The following is a 17,187-nucleotide window of genomic DNA, read 5'->3' on the forward strand; positions in this document are numbered from 1 at the left end:
CCGCCGGATCCACACGCATTCTCGCGGAGAGTGGCAATGCGTTCGGATGGCACACGGTGGAACCCGGCAGTCAGCCCGCCGCGCGGGCCGACTGCCCCGCCCACAACCCGGAAACCAAAGGCGGGTCAGAACAGGCCGGCCAGGGCGGTGTCCTTGGCCTGGAGTTCGGCGTTGCCGGTGCGGACCAGGGTGGCCGCGCCGTTGAGGGTGGTGTTGAGCTGGAGGACGTGCTGGTTCCACGTGCGCTGGAGGTCGGCGAACGCGTCGTTGGCGTCACCCTTCCAGTTGTTCTGGACGAACTCCTCCACGCTGCGGTGGAAGGCCTCGAGTTGGTCGCGGATGACCTCCGCGCGGCGGATGATCGAGTTCGCGCCGTCGGCGACGCCCTCGAAATGGGCGGAGATGATCCGGCCGTCTACTGCTGCCATGGTGAATTCCTTTGCCACTGGTCCGAATAGCGGGGGGGAGATCGAATCGGCTAGACAGCCGGGAGGTCCAGGCTCGAGATCTGCGCGTTGACCCTGGATTCGTAATCCTTGTCGTGCTCTTCGTAGTTGGAGCCGACCTTGATCAGGGTCTCGGCGGTGTGTGCCAGCTTGTCGTTGAGCTTGTCGGCCTGGAAGTAGTACCGCTGCATGAACGCATTGAAGGCGTTGGCCGCGCCGCCCCTCCAGTTCGCACCGGCGACCATGCCGTCCTCATCGCGTTTCAGATCGGCGATGGCATGCATCAGCATGTCGTGGGTCTGCTGGAACTCCTGGGCCTTGGCCTGGATGAGCTCATTGCTGGCTTCGAATGCACCGGCCACGGTGTCTCCTCTCGATTCGCGGGCGGACGACCTCTCAGTGCTATTGGACGTAGGTCATGACCCGCCGGTTCCACCCGGCCTCAGCTCGCCACCGAACCGACTACCAGGTGCTGTTCGCCAGCAAGGCGTACTGGGCGGCCGCCCGCTGGTGGGCGTCGGCGAGCTGATTCGACTCGACCGCACCCGTGTAGCGGCGGTAGCTGACCATGCACCGAAAGCGCTTGGCGCCGCTGTTCCGGTTCTGGTCGCTGGTCTCTCCGCACTTCGCGTTCGGCACCCCGGCGGGCGCGTCCGTGACGGTGGAATAGCCGTGCGCGAGAATGGCCCCGGACAGACGCTCGGCGGCCTGCGCGTCCCGCGCGCGGAAGAGCATGCTGACGCCGTCGTAGGACGCACCGGAGGTGGTGAATCGATCCATGCCGCTGTCGGCGACCAGCCGCCCCCAGAAGTCCTGGTCGCTCACCCGATTCAGGAATCCACGCGGTTCGGCGACCGCCTGGTTGGCGAAGTCGGGCGCGAAATAGACCTGTGTGGCGAGGGTCCGTCGCAGCATTCCATCGGCGTCGAAGGGCAGCCGCAGGACGCCCTCGCGGTCCAGGGGCGGCAGCGAATCCAGCAGTGGCAGTTGCGCGTCGTAGACCTTTTCGGCGAGGGCCGTCAGTTTCGACAGGTCCGGGTCCTGCACCCCGAGATAGGTGTCCACGACATAGCTGCCGTGCGCCAGGGTCGACCCGATGCTGGCCACGCCGGGACGCCAATGGCTGTGGGCATCAGGGTATTTCGAGAGCGACACCTGCTGATTCACCTCGGCCGCCACCCCGAAATCGGCATTCTCCAAATCCGCGGCGGCCTTCGATGCCGCCGCGGCATCGGGGAATTGCATCACCGTCACCGTGGTGAACGCGCTGTCGTCGGGGGTCTTGCCGTACTTGTCCGGCTGTTTCACGCTGTGCCCCACCGCGACACCGAACATCAACTTGGCGGCGTCGAGGATGGGCGCGGTGACCTTGGCCAGTACGACGGTGGCGCCGTCCGAATCCTTGAAGGGCTGAACGCCGGTGCTGTACTTGAATTCCGGATCGACATCCGCGGCATCGACCATGTGGTCGGCCAGTCGCTGCTCGGCCAGTTCGAAACCCTTGGCCATGTCGGGGGAGTACTGGTAGCGCAACTCCAGTGGATCGGTGGAGTACGTGCCGACATCCAGTGTGCGGACGTCGATTTCCCCGGGGCGGGCGCTGCCCTGAATGGTCGGGCCGCACCCCGCCACCGCGGCGACGGTCAGCGTGAGCAGGGCGGTCACTCGAAGTTTGTGTGAGAGCATGGTTTTCCGTTCCCCCTCAGTGTTCCGCGTTGACCAGCAGGGCGTACTGCGCCGAGATGCGCTGCTGGGCATCGAGGAGCTGGTTCGCCGAAACCTCGGCGGCGAAGCGACCGTGCCTGACGTAGCAGTAGTGGGAGATCGCGAACTTCTCGGGACCGGCGTACTTGCGGCACTGGGCGTTCGGCAGGTTCGCCGGAGATTCGGCCGGCCGGAAGGTGCGCGAGGTCTCGCTGCGCGCGGCGACGATCGCGTCGGCGCCCGCGGCGTCGCGGGCGCGGAAGACGGTGCCGCCGTTGAACGCCACCCGGTCGACACCCGCCTTGTCGAACAGTGCCGCGTTGTCGTCGCCGGGGAACAGTTGCAGTCCGCCGTGCCGGTCGTAGACGCCGGGAATGCCGCGCTCGGATTGATCGTCGTGCACGGTCGGCAGCGTGCGCCCGAGGACTCCGTCCATATCGACGGGCTGTTCGGTCAGCTGGTCCTGGGGAATGACCGGGAACTTGGCGAGGGCGGGCGGGATGGCGTCGAGGCCGAGCTGCGCCCGGGCGGTGAGCTTGGCCGGATCGCTCACCCCGGTCTCGGCCATCACGTCGTCCCAGACATAGGTGAAGAGGACGAATCTGCCTGTGGCATACCAGGATCGGACGGTGGCATTGAAGTTGTACCGGGTGTCGAGATAGACGAACGCGTCCGGATACTTATCGATTCGCAAGCGCTGGCTGCCCGGGACGGCATCGAAGTCGGCCTGGCCGAGGGCTCGAGCGGCGGCGCTCGCCGCGGCGTCATCGGTGAACAGCAGCACGACGTTCGAGTACTCGTAGGCCAGGGCACTCTGTCCATCGGAGTTGCCGGTGGTGACGAAGCCCGAAACGAACCCGGGGGCCGCCGCCCTCAGCGCATCGGCTTTGGCGTTGGTGCGCAGTGCCATAGCGCCCGAACCGAAATCGATGAACGGGCGGATGGCGCCGTTCACTGCGGCTGCCGGGAACTTGACCTGTGGATTCACCTCGGACGGCAGGGGAATGTAGTTGGCCAGCCGCTCGGCCTGTACGACGCGCGCCAGGTCGGGGTTGGTCGCCTTGTCGTAGTGCTTGGGCTGGGTGGGCAGATTGCCGGTGTCGAGCTTGCTCAGGTCGATCACCGGTTCGGCGGGCGCCGCCGGGGCGGCTTCGGTATCCGAGCCGCAGGCGGCTGTCATCACCGCTGATACCACCAGGGCGACGGCCACGGCCGCCCGTCTCACCGTGCGCATGTTTCCCCCTCCATCAGCAACAATCGGTACGAGTTATCGGTCGTGACCGTTACTTGATTCTGTTGTGCAGCACCGGAACCAGCTTGCTGACCAGGGTCTGCGTGGAATCCGGGGTCCAGCCGCGCAGCGCGGCCACCGCGGCCGGATCGTCGAGCGGGACGACGATGGCACGCGAGCTGGTGATCTCGCTCGGCAGGCCGAGTAGCCCACCGCCACCGGCCTTTTCGTCGCTGCGCACCGCGATGATGTAGGAATCGTCGGGCACGGTCAGCGACCCGTAGCCATCGGAGGGGCGGGGAGAGGATTCGTCGCCCTTGGGCTGGTACTCGTTGTTGTAGACGAAGCCGAGGCTCTCCAGGAACTTCGCCTGCGGGGTGCCGGCCAGGTAGATGCTGTATTTGGTGTTGAACTGCGCACCGGTCACGTCGACCATGGTGACGGTCTTGCCCGCGAAGGCGGGATTGTCCTTGCGCGCCTTGTCCACCGGGCTCAGATTGGGATCCACCGTGGTGGTTGCGGCGGGTCCGGCGCTGGAAGCCGTGGTGGCGGAGTTGGTCTCGCCGCCGGAGGCCACGATCGCGATGCCCACGGCCAGCGCGACCGCCACCACCGCCGCGCCGATCCCGATGTAGAGCCGGCTGCGGTTGCGCGGCGCCGGCCCCGTCTCGGTCGGCTCGGACGCGGAAAGCGGTATGCCGCCTGTGGTTTCGCCGCCGGATCGCAGCATGCTCGGCGGTGCGACCTGGATCGGATAGGTCGGCGAGGTGGTGGTCGACGCCGGGTTGTAGCCGGGTACCAGTGCGGCCGCGGCGGCGTCGGTGAACTCGCGGCAGGAGTTGAAACGCTCGGCCGGGTTCTTCGCCATGACCCGCGCGAAGATCTCGTCCAGCGTCGCGGGCAAGTGCGGGTCGACGTCGGTCGCGCGCGGCGGCGGCTCGTGCAGGTGGCCCATCATGACCAGCGCCGGTTGCGTTGCGGGATAAGGGTTTCGGCCGGTCAGCAGCTTGAAGAAGGAGCAGCCGAGGCTGTAGATGTCGGCGCGGTGGTCGAGCGGCCGGCCCGACAGCTGTTCCGGCGGCGCGTAGGCGATGGTGGCCACGAAGCTGCCGGTCTGGGTGAGCTCGGTGGTGTCCTCGGTGGACTTGGCGACGCCGAAGTCGGCGAGCAGGGCGCGCTCGTCCTCGCCGTCGACGCTGGAGAGCAGGAAGTTGGCGGGCTTCACATCCCGGTGCAGCAGGCCGCGGCGGTGCGCGTAGTCCAGGCCGCGGCCGATCTGGGTGACGATGGACAGCGCGCGCAGCGGTGGCACCGCGGCCGGATCACGCTTGAGCTCGGCCGAGGCGTCGGTGCCCTCGACATACTGCATGGCGATCCACAGCCGGCCGTTCTCCTCGCCGCGGTTGTGGACCGAGACGATATTCGGGTGGTCCATGCCCGCAACCACATTCGCCTCGCGTTCGAAGCGGCCGCGGAACTCCTCGTTGGTGGTCAGATCGGAGGAGAGCACCTTGAGCGCGTCCATGCGCGGTAGTTCTGGATGTTTGGCCAGGTAAACCGTGCCCATGCCGCCGGACCCGAGCACGCGGACGATCCGATACCCGCCGACGATGGTGCCTGGACTCATCACAACGCCGCCTCCCCGAGACTTCAGCGGGCGGCTGAGAGCCGTGGGCCGTACTGCACCCGTGCCGGCGGCCCGGTGCCGAACCGATTTTGGACGTACCCGGGGAGTTACCCCAATCGGTACGAGATCAGTGGCCACTTTGGCATACGAAAACTCCTCAGTCGAATGGACCGAGGGATGGGGCGGCTCTGTGGTCCGGGGTCGGGACGTAACCTGGGTGCTGTGTTGAACAATCCCTGCCGTGTGCTCCTCGGGGGTCGGTTCCCTTGATGGATCGGCAGGTCGAGGTGGTCGCGGGCAGCCATGTGGTGAGCCGGGTGGCGGGTGCGGTCATCCTGGTGGCGCATCGGGAGCCGGGGGCCCTCACGCCCGGATCGCGGGCCGTGGTGGCGGCGCGGGCGCTGGGCGAGTTGGTCGCGGACGCGACGGATCAGGCCCCGGACGGGCCGGGCCGGTTGGTCGCGCGGCAGGCCACCCGCTGGCTGATGAAGGAGGCCGAGCGCATTTCGCCCGGCGCGCCCATCGAATTCGGCATCCTGACCGCCGCCGACACCGGTGGCCTCGCGATCTTCCTGCACGGATCGGTGACGGCGCTGCTGGCCGGGTCCGCGGTCGAGTACTACCGCGGTAGTGATGCCGCCTTCACCGTGGACCGGGTGGCCGAACGGCCCGCGCGGGCCGCCGCCCTGTTCATCGACGGGAACCGGCCGCCGGAGCTACCCGGGCGCGGAATCGGTTCGCTCATCGAGGGACTCGCGCCGGCGGCGGGCGCGGTGGTGTGGTTCGAGGGCGAGCCGGTGGTGTCGCGACGGCCCGGGCGCCCGGCCGGGGCGCGGCAGCGGGCCGTGGAACCGCCGCCGCCGACCGCGGCGTTCGACGCGGAGCGGGATCCGCAGCCGGAAGCGATTCCCCTGGACCCCAACCTGATTCCGACCCGCACCTCCAATCGCATTCCGGCGAGCCTGGACCCGGAGCCCGGACCCGCCCAGGATGATCCGGATACCGAGGGCATCGACCTGCACCGCGCGCCGACCGAGATGGGCGGTGCCCGGGAGGCGAACGGCACCAACCCCGCGCCCAAACCCGACCCGGACCTGCAGCGCCGCCTGGAGGCCACCGCCAAGGCCACCGCGCTCACCGTGAAGGTGCTCGGATTCAAGTGCGCACGTGCGCATCCCAGCGATCCGCGGGCGGCTTTCTGCACCGTGTGCGGCATGCCCGTGGATCAGACCCAGCAGCCCGCCGAGGTGATCCGGCCGCCGCTGGGCATGCTGGTACTCGACGACGGCATGACCTACATGGTGGCCGCCGACGCCGTCGTCGGGCGCGACCCCGAGCACTCCGATCCGGTGCGAGCGGGCCTGCTGCCCTTGCGCATCGACGACAACTCCGGCGGCATGTCCCGCGTCCACGCCGAGATCCGCCTGGTGAACTGGGACATCACCATCGTCGACCACGGCTCCACCAACGGCACCCGGGTCCGCCCGCAGGGCTACCGGGATTGGATTCGGCTGCAACCGAATCAGCCCTTCACCCTGGCCGCCGGCACCGAAATCATGCTCGGCAACCGGGTCCTCCGCCTCGAGCCGGTTGCGCCCCCGCCCTTCGGGTAATCGTTCTTGCTTCTTCGTATCCCAGCGGACAACTGATTTCGCATCGTCCGGGTAACTCACCGGGTACGCCCAGAATCGGTTCGGCTCTCAACCGCCGGCACGGGTGCACGACTGTTCACGGCACCCGGCCGTCCGCTGAAGGCGCGGAGAGGCGGAACTGCGAGGCGGCTATGTGTAGCGCGAGTAGCAGGTGTCCTGGGTGCCGAGGACACCGGCGCGGAAGGCGTCGACTCGGGAGAAGCCGCTGGGGACGGTCCTGCCGTCGGTGTCGCTGGCGGCCAGGCCGTCGGAGAGCAGGCCGGAGACCGCCTCGTCGAGATCGCCCGCCGACAGCGAGATGTCGCCCTGGGACTTGCTTCGGTTGGGGCCGGCCAGCTTTCCGGAGATCACGCCCGACAGGCAGGCCGCGCGCAGGCCGGTCTTCGCCCCCTTCAGCGGCAGTCCCGCGGCATGCTGCACGGCCAGGGTGTAGCGCGAGATGAAGACGATGTAGGCGGTGAAATCGCCGGTCACATCGGCGGGCAGGGCGTCCTGATCGTCGGCGTTGGAGACGCCGCGATCGTGCAGCGCGGGCACGTCGGTGCCGATCAGGTTCGTGGCGGGGCAGTAGGTGACCGGGACGGTGTCGGCGCCGTTGCGGCAGTTCAGTTTGGCCGAGTCGTAGCTGTACCCGGGCTCGTCCCGGATCGGCATGATGGCGGCCATGGCCTTGGCCAGCTCCTGGAGGTTGGCCTTGTTCACATCGGACTGGCCGTGGCCGGAGTCGTTGCCGAGGGTCTGCGGCAGATCGCCGCGGCGGCGGTCGATCTCGTTCTGGTCGATGGCCTTGCAGCCCTTGGGCCCGTCGGTGAAACCGATCTGCACCGCGGTCACCCGCTCGAACGCCGAACCGTGCACGTTCTGCGGATCGTCCGGGTCCGCGTCGCGGAAGGCGACGGTGGCGGCCAGCACCGCGTTCAACCCGTCGGAGGTGTTGATGGTGAAGTGCTTGGCCTTCCCCTCGGCCACATTCCGGATGAACGCCCCCGCGAAGCAGTCCGCCTGCTGCTCCTTGACGATGGTCGGGGTGCGGCGGCCGACGAGCTTGGCCATCTCCTGGATGGCGTGCCCGTACTCGTGGGCCAGCACCATCACCACCGACATCTTCCCGAACTCGTCGGCCACCGCGGGCAGCAGCACCCCGCGATCCCAGCCGACGGATCCGTCCAGGCGGCAGTAGGCGGCATTGACGAGCCGGTAGCTGGACTCCCCGCAGAACTGCCCGGCCTGCGAGCGCGGCGTCTTGGCGCTCCACGAGATGAACTTGCCGATCGGGCTGAAGACGCCGCCGAACTCCAGCGGGAACTCGCCCTGCCAATAGGTCTGGATATCGTCGAGCGCGTTGAGAACCAGGTGGTCGACCTGGCCGCCGTCGGAATCCTGCGCGGTCAGCGTCGAATCCGGGGCGCCCGCGCGCGGACCGCTGGGGCCGCTGGTGGTGGGCAGACCGGCCACCTTGAACGGGTCGTCGTAGATGGAAACCGCGCGACCGTGAACAGTTCGTGTACATCCGGACAAGAGCGCGACCGCCAGCACCAGTACCCCCGCCACCACGACCACGCGGCGAATCCCCCCGGACCGGCGCGTGCGCACCGCCTCCCCCTGGCGTCTCGCCACGTGCACTCCCTCGCAGGCTGATTCGATCTCTGTCCCGTTATCGGGCCTGCGGCCGATGAGCGCAACGCCGGACTCCGGGGGCTTCGCTTATTATCCAGCCATGTCTTCACCGGGGGCGCAGCAGATCACCGTGCGTCATGAAGGAACCGAACGGGTCTTCGACGCGACCCAGCAGATCACCATGGGCAGGGCGCCGGAGGTGATGCTGTTCGTCGACAGCCCGCTGGTGTCCCGGGTGCACGCGACCCTCAGCTACGAGGCCGGGTCGTGGATGCTCAGCGACAATGGCAGCACCAACGGCGTCTTCGTGGACGCCCGCCGCCTGACCACGCCACTGGTCATCAACCGGCCCACCCAGGTGCGGCTCGGCGATGCCATCACCGGGCCGCTGCTGCACCTGCTGCCGCAGACCAGCCGCGGCGGTGGTACGCCGCCGCAACAGCAGCGTCCGGGCATGATGCCGCCGCCGAACCGGCCGCCGTCGCGGCCGATGCCGCAGGCGGGTCAGCCGCAGCAGGCCCAGCAGCCGCCGGTACAGCCCTTCGCACAGCGCCCGCCGGTGCAGCAGCGGCCCAATCCGCAGCAGGCCTGGCCCAACCCGGCCCAGGCCAACCCGAATCTCGCGCAGCGGCCGCCGGTGAACCGGCCCGCGTCCGGGCCGCAGCATCAACTGCCGCACCCGGTACCGCACCAGCAGCCGAATCCCCTGCAGCAGCGGCAGACTCCGCCTCCCGGCACCTCGGCGACGCCGAATGTGCCGCGCCCGCCGGTGAATACGCCGCCCCCGGCCGCCGCTGACAACATCAATATGACCACCAAGGCGGACACCTCCTTGCTGCCGCCGATCCGCGCCCGCGCCTCCACCGCGGCCATCGCGCGCGCCGACCGGATTCCGCGCGACGGCCTCAACATCGGCCGCACCAGCGACAACCAGATCGTGGTCAACGACCCGATGGCCTCGCGCCGGCACGCCCGCCTGGTGCCGGACCGGCAGGGCCTGGCCATCGAGGACCTGGGCTCGGCCAACGGCACCTTCGTCAACGGCCGCCGCGAGCAGCGGGCGCTGCTGCGTGAACGCGACATCGTCACCATCGGTAACGTCGACTTCGTCGTGCAGGAGGGCACGCTGGTCCATCGCCAGCGGCCGGTCGCCGAGCAGGGCCTGCACGTGCACGGCGTCTCGTTCACCGTCGAGGGCAACAAGCAGCTGCTCATCGACGTGAACATGCAGGCCGGGCGCGGCTCCCTGACCGCGCTGATCGGCCCCTCCGGCGCGGGCAAGTCGACCCTGTCGAAACTCATTGCGGGAACGACGCATCCGTCCGCGGGCGTGGTCACCTTCGAGGGCCGCAACCTGCACGCCGAGTACGAGGCGCTGCGCTCTCGTATCGGCATGGTGCCGCAGGACGACGTGCTGCACCGGCAGCTGACGGTCAAGCAGGCGCTCAACTTCGCCGCCCAGCTGCGCCTGCCCCCGGACACCAGCAAGGCCGACCGCCAGCAGGTGATCGCCGATGTGCTGAAGGAACTTTCGCTCACCCAGCACGCCGACACCCGCGTGGACCGGCTCTCCGGCGGTCAGCGCAAACGCGCCTCGGTGGCCATGGAGCTGCTCACCGGTCCCTCGCTGCTGATCCTGGACGAGCCCACCTCGGGCCTGGACCCCGCGCTGGACCGCCAGGTCATGACCATGCTGCGGGAACTGGCCGATGCCGGGCGCACCGTCATCGTGGTCACCCACTCGGTGGCCTGCCTGGACATGTGCGATCAGGTGCTGCTGCTCGCACCGGGCGGCAAGACCGCCTTCTGCGGGCACCCGGGCAGCGTCGGCCACGTCATGGGCACCAGCGACTGGGCCGAGATCTTCGGCCGCGTCGCCACCGATCCGGACGGGGCCTTCGCGAATTTCCGCTCCCGCCAAGCGTTCGCGGAGCCGCCCGCGCCGGTCAAACCGGTGGAACGGGCGAAGGCGCCGAAATCCAGTCCGCTCAAACAGTTCTCCACGCTGTCGCGGCGGCAGCTGCGGCTCATCTTCGCCGACCGCGGCTATCTGGCGTTCCTCGCGATCCTGCCGTTCGTGCTGGGCGGCCTGTCGCTGGTCGTGCAGGGCAAGAGCGGATTCGAGTCCGTCGGCTTCGTGCAGGCGCCCGACGGCAGTTTCGTGCGCGCCAACAATGGCGAGGCCCAGCAGCTGCTGGTGGTGCTCATCCTCGGCGCCTGCTTCATGGGCGCCACGCTCACGGTGCGTGACCTGGTCGGCGAGCGGGCCATCTACTACCGGGAGCGTGCGGTCGGATTGCGTTCCGGCGCATACCTGATGTCGAAGGTCGTGGTCTTCAGCCTTGCGGCACTGCTGCAGTCGGCTGTGATGATCGGCATCGTGCTGGCGGTGAAGAAGCCGCCGAGCAAGGGCGCGGTGATTCCCTACGGCCCGGCCGAGCTGTATCTCGATGTAGCCCTCACCGCGGTGACCTGTGTGGTGCTGGGTCTGGCGCTGTCCGCGCTGGCCAAGTCCAACGAGCAGGTGATGCCGCTGCTGGTGGTGATCATCATGGCGCAGCTGGTGATGGCGGGCGGCATGATCCCGGTGACGGGCCGCGTTGTGCTGGACCAGCTTTCCTGGCTGTTCCCCTCGCGCTGGGGCTACTCCGCGGGAGCGTCCACGGTCGATCTGCCCAATCTGTCGGCCTCGGCGGCGGCGCAGCAGGACCACTTCTGGAAGCACACCGTCGGCGCGTGGGCACTGGATGTCTCCGTGCTCGCCGTGATCGCCGTGCTGCTCGCCCTGTTCACCTGGTCGCGCCTGCGCTTGAAGAAGTCGGCTGCGTGATCGGCCATTCGCGCAGGCGGGGGTGCGAAGTGTGGATTCGGTCGCGCGCACTGCGAAGCGAGCAGGCAGACTGATGACTGTGACGGCTCGAGTTGGTGCAGTGCATCTCGGCTGGGACGTGGTGTCGGTGGCCGCCGGTGGCGGCGGTTCGCCCATTCGCCCGGTCCAGGTCGAAAGCACATACACACCACCCGCATACCTGCTGGCGGATTCGTCCGGCCGGCTGCACACCGCCGGCGTGGACCGGCGTCCCGATGTCGGCATCGCCATCTCCGATGTGCGCGACATCATCGGGCACCCGCAGATCGTGGTGGCCGGGGCGACCTGGCCGGCCGAGCTGGTCTTCCGGGCCCGCCTGCACAATCCGCTCGCGTCCATCGTCGAGCACCTGGGCGGTGCGCCGGATGTGCTCGCGCTGCCCTTCCCCGATGAATGGCCCGACCCCAAGGTCGACGAATTCGTGCGCCTCGTAGAGCAACTCGGCGTGCCCGCCGAGCCGCTGCCCGAATCGGTCGCGCTCTCCGGCTATGTCCGCGCCCTCGGTCTGGTGCGCGCGCCCGGTCGCGGTCCGGCGGTCGGCGCGGTCGGCGTCTACTCCGACGGTCGTGAATGCCTGGTCGTCGCCGTCCACGGCAATGACGATCAGCCCACCGAGTCGGTCAGCGTCGCCATCACCGCCGAGGCGCTGCACGAGGCCCACGCCGCCGACAATGTGGTCATCGAGGTGATGGCCGCGGCCCGCGCCATCAATGCCGACACCTCGACCGTGCTGCTCACCGGCAATGTGTGCTTCAACGACGCACTGCGCCTGGCCTTTCAGAACCATCTCGGCCACCGCTTCCAGGTCGCCGACCACCCGATGCACGCCCTGGTCCTGGGCGCGACCCATCTGCTGGTCGCCGACAGCGAGGGCGACCCGGCCTACGAGCGGCCCGCGGCCGCCGCGCCGCAGCCGGCCGGCGCCGATGCGCGCCCGATCGAGCAGGGTCCGCGTCATGTCACCGGCGGCCCGGCCGCCGGGCAGCCACTGCAGCGTCAGCCCGAGCCGCTGGCTCACCAGCCGGAATTGATTCCCCGGCACATGGATTCACCGCCCACACCCGAATCCGGTGCGCAGCGACCGGATTCCGCGCGCGGCACCGGCCCGCAGCCCACGGTCGATCCCGCCGCCGCGCCGGATCACCCGGGTGCCGACCCGGCGGGTGCGACCGTCCGCCTCACCGCCGAGGAGGCCACGGCCATCACCGCCGCCGCCCAGGCGAAGCAGGCAGCCGGGACCGGCCCACAGGCCGTCGCCGATCCCGCGGCAGCAGGTCTCACCAGGCGAATCACCGCGCAGGAGGCCGCATCTCAGAGCGGTGGCGCGGGCACGCCGACCGGACCGGGCGGCCTGACCCAGCGAATGACGGCCGAGGAGGTCGCGCGGCTCACCGCGCAGGCGGCGGGGCAGTCGCCGAGTGGCGATGCGGGCCAAGGGGTTCCCCGTGGCACCGAGAATCCGAGCACCGGGCCGCAGCCGGTGGCCGGCGGCCGCGGCACGCTGCCGCCCGGGCTGGAGGGCGTGGGTGGCCGGTTCATGCGGCCGCCCGGGTCGCCGGCCGATGATCAGCTGACCACGGTCATGGGCCAGGGCGGCGCCGGGGCGGGCCAGCAGGGATTCGGTCAGCCGGGCACACCCGCCGCCGATGCCGGGCCGGGCTCGGGTGCAGGTGCGCCACAGGGCACGGGTGCCGGAGGCGCGCAACAGGGTTCGGGCGGTGCGCCCGCCGGACCGTACGGCTCCGGCGGTTACGGGCCGGCAGGCGGCTACGGCCAGGCGGCCGGGCAGCCGGGCTACGGCCAGCCCGCCGGCCAGTACGGACCCGGTGGTTCCTACGGTTCCGGTCAATCCGGACCGGGCGCCGGGACTTCCGGCTATCCGGCTGCTGCGGGCTACGGTTCGGCGAATGCTCCGAGCTCCGATGCGGCCGCCCGGGGCGGCTACGGTCCGGGCGGCGCGCAGCCGAATGCGGGTGGCCAGTACGCCCCGCAGCAGGGCGCCGCCGGGCAGTACGGTCAGGGCGGATACGGCTCGGGCGGCTATGGGCAGCAGGGTGGGTACAACACCGGCGGCTACCCGGTCGGTCCCTATGTGCCCGAGGGGGATACGTCCGGTTCGGGTCGCGGGGGTTTTGCTGGATCCGGTGGAAATGCTCCTGGTCAGTCCGGCGGGATGTACGGTGGGTCGATGTCGACGGGGGCGCCTGGGGCGAATCCGCAAACGCCGGAAGATGCGGCTGGGCAGCCGGATTCGGAATCCGGCTCCGAGAGCGACCGCAAGCAGCGCAAGGGCAAGCTGTGGAACAAGATGCGCAAGCCCTTCGGCGCTCCGATCATTGTCGGCGCGGCGGCGCTGTCGCTGCTGGGCGCACACTCCGACCAGCGGTCCGACCCGGTCGCGTCAACCACGCCCGCCGACACCGTGATTCGGGTCGGTGGCGGGACCGTGAGCCCGGTCAACGAATCCTGCGCTGTGACCCCGTTCGTGTCCGGCCTCCCGCATGCGGGCATCGCCACCGTCGGTGATCCCAGGGATCAGGACTGTCTACGCTTCGGCATCGACACGCTGCGCTACACCATTCCCGGACCCGCGCGCGGCGCCGATCCGGGCCCGCCCCTGCACATCTGATCCGTTCGCCGCGAGATCGTCGAGCCGCAGCCAGTTGGTGGCGGTCAGCAGCTCGACCCTGGACACCCGGGGCGCGGGTCCGGTGTGACCGGTCAGCGCCCAGGCGCGTTCGATGGTGAGTCGCAGCAGCCGCCGGGCCGCGTAGAACAGCAGCGCGGCCAGCGGCAGCTCGCCGATGCCGGCGGAGAGCAGGGCGAACCACAGATCCGGGCTGTTCCAGTCGAGCACGATGTCGAACCAGGCGTCGCAGATCAGCAGGGTCCCGGTGATCATCGCCCACGGAATGAAGACCTGCCGGCGCCGCCAGGCGTGCCAGGCGGTCATGCCGATCGCGCCGACCAGCGCGAAATCGAAGCCCACCCACGCGATGTCCCACTGGCTCACCTGCCGTTCGGCGGGCAGGCTGACCGAGAGGTACGCGATCCAGGGGATCAGGAAGACCAGACTGCCGGTCACGACGGTCAGCAGGATCCGGCGCATGGCGGCCGCATGCGGGTGGGGCGTCGCTGCTGCGCGCGAATAGGTCGGCTGGGTGCTGATCGCCATGGCGGCCTCCATTGGCAGGACGGCTGGACCAACCGTCGCGATGGTTCCCGTTCTCCATACAATGCCCGTACCGGAGGAGCTCATTCCGCTTAGACTGTGAGATGAATCACTCTTCGATCGGGTGTTCCCTGCCCGCCAGGACCGATTCGGGAGACGGCCACCCCCGCTGGTAAGGTGGCTCGTTGGCGTGCGGTACGGCCGGGTAACCGGTTGTCCGACGAGCCCCGGGTCTCCACCGGCCGCCGGGAATCAGCTCGACCTCACGCTTGGCTGGCAAAACCTACGACAGACAGGGATGCACTGTGCCTACGTACAGCCCCAAGGGCGGTGACGTGACCCGCAAGTGGTACGTCATCGACGCCACTGACGTAGTGCTCGGCCGTCTTTCCGTGCAGGCTGCCAACCTGCTGCGCGGCAAGACCAAGCCGACCTACGCCCCGAACGTGGATGGTGGCGACTTCGTCATCATCATCAACGCGGACAAGGTCGCCGTCTCCGGCAACAAGCGTGAGGACAAGGTCCTCTACACCCACTCCGGCCACCCCGGTGGTCTGAAGGGTCGTACCGTGGGCCAGATCCTGGACACCCGCCCCGACCGTCTGGTCGAGCGCGCCGTCAAGGGCATGATCCCGAAGAACAAGCTGGGCAACCAGATCATTCGCAAGCTGAAGGTCTACGCGGGCCCGAACCACCCGCACGCCGCCCAGCAGCCCATCCCCTTCGAGATCAAGCAGGTGGCCCAGTGACCGCTCCTGAGGAATTCAACGACGACTACGTCGTCGAGGACACCGCCGTGGAGGTCGTCGAGGAGGGTGACGGTTACGAGGCCGAGGCCGAGTACGCCGAGACCTTCTCCGCCCCGGTTGTCATCGATCGCCCGGTGCAGACCGTCGGCCGCCGCAAGGAGGCCGTGGTCCGCGTGCGCCTGGTGCCGGGTTCCGGCAACTTCGTGCTGAACGGCCGCACCATCGAGGATTACTTCCCGAACAAGGTGCACCAGCAGCTGGTGAAGTCCCCGCTGGTCACCGTCGAGCGCACCGAGACCTTCGACGTGCACGCCCGCCTGGTCGGCGGCGGCCCGTCCGGTCAGGCCGGCGCCCTGCGCCTCGCCATCGCGCGTGCCCTCATCGAGGTCACCCCGGAGGACCGTCCCGCCCTCAAGCGGGCCGGCTTCCTGACCCGTGACCCGCGTGCCACCGAGCGCAAGAAGTACGGCCTCAAGAAGGCCCGCAAGGCGCCTCAGTACTCGAAGCGCTGATATTGCGCCGTCGGGCTCTACCGTGCCCGGTCCTTCCGGGGCCGGGCACGGTACGGTCTACACGGCAACCTGTACGAGAGCAGGCTCCCCGCAACGGTTTTCACAACTGTTGCCCCTTATTTCCTGGACGCACTCCGCCGCGGAACGCGGCGGAATGCGAGAGTCCGGGAGAGGGCCGGAAGCCTGCTCTCGTGCTGTATCGACCGAACCAGCAGGGGTGTTGAGGTAATGGGACGTTTGTTCGGCACCGATGGCGTGCGCGGGCTCGCCAATGAGTCTTTGAGTCCGGAACTGGCGCTGCAGGTTTCGGCCGCCGCCGCCCAGGTTCTGAGTCGGGGGAAGAAGCGCGCGCTGGCCGTCGTCGGCCGCGACCCGCGCGCCAGCGGCGAAATGCTGGAGGCCGCCGTCACCGCGGGCCTCACCGCCGCCGGTGTGGACGTGCTGTCGGTGGGCGTGCTCCCGACACCCGCCGTCGCCTACCTGACCGGCCTGTACGACGCCTGCCTGGGCGTCATGATCTCCGCCTCGCACAACCCCATGCCGGACAACGGCATCAAGATCTTCGCCGCGGGTGGCCACAAGCTGGACGACGCCATCGAGGACCGCATCGAGGCGCTCGTCGCCGAGGGCGCCTTCACTCGTCCCACCGGGGCGGCGATCGGACGGGTGCTCGGCCGTCCCGGACTCGGTGGGCACGTCTACGACGTACACGACCGCTTCAGCCTGGAAGGTACCCACGAGCGCTACGTCGAGCACCTGGTCCAGGCCACCGGCCGCGATCTGCGCGGGCTCACCGTCGTGGTGGACTGCGCGAACGGCGCGGCCTCCGAGGTCGGGCCCACCGCCTACCGCGAGGCGGGCGCCACGGTCATCGCCATCAATGCCGAACCCGACGGCCTGAACATCAATGACGGATGTGGCTCCACGCATCTGGAGCAGGTCCAGCGCGCCGTGCGCGAGCACGGCGCGGACCTCGGCCTCGCGCACGACGGCGACGCCGACCGCTGCCTGGCCGTGGACGCGACCGGCGCGGTCGTCGACGGCGACGCCATCATGGCCATCCTCGCCCTGGCCATGCGGGACTCCGGTGACCTGGTGCAGAACACCCTGGTCGCCACCGTCATGAGCAATCTCGGCCTGCACATCGCCATGCGCGAGGCCGGAATCACCATGCGCACCACCGCCGTCGGCGACCGCTACGTCCTCGAGGATCTGCGCGCGGGCGGCTACACGCTGGGCGGCGAGCAGTCCGGCCACGTGGTCTTCCCTCGGTTCGGCACCACCGGCGACGGCGTCCTGACGGGCCTGAAGCTGATGGCCCGTATGGCCGAAACCGGCTGCGGCCTGGCGGAATTGGCGAGCATCGTGCAGACCGTCCCGCAGGTGCTGGTGAACGTCCCGGTCACCGACAAGGCGGCGGTCGCGGCCGCGCCGTCGGTGCTGGAAGCCGTCGCCGAAGCCGAGCGCCTGCTGGGCGATACCGGCCGAATCCTGTTGCGCCCCAGTGGAACCGAACAGCTGGTCCGCGTCATGGTGGAGGCGACCGACCCCACCCGGGCCCATGACCTGGCCGACAATCTCGCCAAGCTGGTCGCGGCCGTCTGAGTA

General features: G+C 69.3%; 13 protein-coding genes. 6 read left to right on the plus strand and 7 right to left on the minus strand.

Features of this window, described 5'->3' with window-relative positions:
- Positions 1–125 precede the first annotated feature (125 nt).
- The 5 genes from ACFXKA_RS02975 to ACFXKA_RS02995 form a co-directional block, all read right to left on the minus strand.
- Complete coding sequence (locus tag ACFXKA_RS02975; RefSeq protein WP_354830360.1) at positions 126–428, minus strand: WXG100 family type VII secretion target; 303 nt, start codon at positions 426–428, stop codon at positions 126–128.
- Positions 429–478: 50 nt separating this feature from the next.
- Complete coding sequence (locus ACFXKA_RS02980) at positions 479–808, minus strand: WXG100 family type VII secretion target (protein WP_379425659.1); 330 nt, start codon at positions 806–808, stop codon at positions 479–481.
- Between the two features lie 100 nt (positions 809–908).
- Entirely contained in the window at positions 909–2,111 is a 1,203-nt protein-coding gene (locus tag ACFXKA_RS02985; RefSeq protein WP_379425661.1) for a hypothetical protein, read from the minus strand.
- A gap of 37 nt (positions 2,112–2,148) precedes the next feature.
- Positions 2,149–3,384, minus strand: coding sequence for a hypothetical protein (locus ACFXKA_RS02990; RefSeq protein ID WP_379425663.1), 1,236 nt, complete (start codon positions 3,382–3,384; stop codon positions 2,149–2,151).
- Between the two features lie 49 nt (positions 3,385–3,433).
- Entirely contained in the window at positions 3,434–5,008 is a 1,575-nt protein-coding gene (locus tag ACFXKA_RS02995) for a serine/threonine-protein kinase (protein ID WP_379425664.1), read from the minus strand.
- Between the two features lie 269 nt (positions 5,009–5,277).
- Between ACFXKA_RS02995 and ACFXKA_RS03000 the strand changes: the two genes are divergently transcribed.
- The gene (locus ACFXKA_RS03000) at positions 5,278–6,621 is read left to right on the plus strand and encodes an FHA domain-containing protein (protein ID WP_379425665.1); all 1,344 of its coding nucleotides are present in this window, start codon (positions 5,278–5,280) and stop codon (positions 6,619–6,621) included.
- Between the two features lie 168 nt (positions 6,622–6,789).
- On the opposite strand, the gene ACFXKA_RS03005 is transcribed toward ACFXKA_RS03000, so the two are convergent.
- Positions 6,790–8,229 (minus strand): metallopeptidase, encoded by a 1,440-nt coding sequence (locus ACFXKA_RS03005; protein ID WP_354831593.1) that lies wholly within the window; start codon positions 8,227–8,229, stop codon positions 6,790–6,792.
- Between the two features lie 148 nt (positions 8,230–8,377).
- Between ACFXKA_RS03005 and ACFXKA_RS03010 the strand changes: the two genes are divergently transcribed.
- A complete protein-coding gene (locus tag ACFXKA_RS03010; RefSeq protein ID WP_354830351.1) occupies positions 8,378–11,107 on the plus strand; it encodes an ATP-binding cassette domain-containing protein in 2,730 nt (909 codons plus the stop codon).
- A 79-nt stretch (positions 11,108–11,186) separates the two neighbouring features.
- A complete protein-coding gene (locus ACFXKA_RS03015) occupies positions 11,187–13,775 on the plus strand; it encodes a hypothetical protein (RefSeq protein ID WP_379425666.1) in 2,589 nt (862 codons plus the stop codon).
- On the opposite strand, the gene ACFXKA_RS03020 is transcribed toward ACFXKA_RS03015, so the two are convergent.
- Positions 13,692–14,321, minus strand: a complete 630-nt coding sequence (locus ACFXKA_RS03020; protein WP_379425668.1) for a hypothetical protein — start codon at positions 14,319–14,321, stop codon at positions 13,692–13,694. The two genes, ACFXKA_RS03015 and ACFXKA_RS03020, sit on opposite strands and share 84 nt — an antisense overlap.
- 302 nt (positions 14,322–14,623) lie before the next feature.
- Between ACFXKA_RS03020 and rplM the strand changes: the two genes are divergently transcribed.
- The 3 genes from rplM (at position 14,624) to glmM (ending at position 17,184) form a co-directional block, all read left to right on the plus strand.
- Positions 14,624–15,067 (plus strand): 50S ribosomal protein L13, encoded by a 444-nt coding sequence (gene rplM, locus ACFXKA_RS03025; RefSeq protein WP_326309446.1) that lies wholly within the window; start codon positions 14,624–14,626, stop codon positions 15,065–15,067.
- Complete coding sequence (gene rpsI / locus ACFXKA_RS03030; RefSeq protein ID WP_379394682.1) at positions 15,064–15,579, plus strand: 30S ribosomal protein S9; 516 nt, start codon at positions 15,064–15,066, stop codon at positions 15,577–15,579. The genes rplM and rpsI overlap by 4 nt, the downstream gene beginning before the upstream one ends.
- 228 nt (positions 15,580–15,807) lie before the next feature.
- The gene (gene glmM / locus ACFXKA_RS03035; protein WP_379425670.1) at positions 15,808–17,184 is read left to right on the plus strand and encodes a phosphoglucosamine mutase; all 1,377 of its coding nucleotides are present in this window, start codon (positions 15,808–15,810) and stop codon (positions 17,182–17,184) included.
- Positions 17,185–17,187: the final 3 nt, after the last annotated feature.

The organism is Nocardia sp. NPDC059228 (assembly GCF_042754245.1).
GTDB lineage: Bacteria > Actinomycetota > Actinomycetes > Mycobacteriales > Mycobacteriaceae > Nocardia.

Coding starts and splice junctions, on each gene's coding strand:
- ACFXKA_RS03010 (WP_354830351.1), top strand. CDS start 8,378: ATGTCTTCACCGGGGGCGCAGCAGATCACCGTGCGTCATGAAGGAACC.
- ACFXKA_RS02975 (WP_354830360.1), bottom strand. CDS start 428: ATGGCAGCAGTAGACGGCCGGATCATCTCCGCCCATTTCGAGGGCGTC.
- ACFXKA_RS02995 (WP_379425664.1), bottom strand. CDS start 5,008: ATGAGTCCAGGCACCATCGTCGGCGGGTATCGGATCGTCCGCGTGCTC.
- ACFXKA_RS03000 (WP_379425665.1), top strand. CDS start 5,278: ATGGATCGGCAGGTCGAGGTGGTCGCGGGCAGCCATGTGGTGAGCCGG.
- glmM (WP_379425670.1), top strand. CDS start 15,808: ATGGGACGTTTGTTCGGCACCGATGGCGTGCGCGGGCTCGCCAATGAG.
- ACFXKA_RS03020 (WP_379425668.1), bottom strand. CDS start 14,321: ATGGCGATCAGCACCCAGCCGACCTATTCGCGCGCAGCAGCGACGCCC.
- ACFXKA_RS02990 (WP_379425663.1), bottom strand. CDS start 3,384: ATGCGCACGGTGAGACGGGCGGCCGTGGCCGTCGCCCTGGTGGTATCA.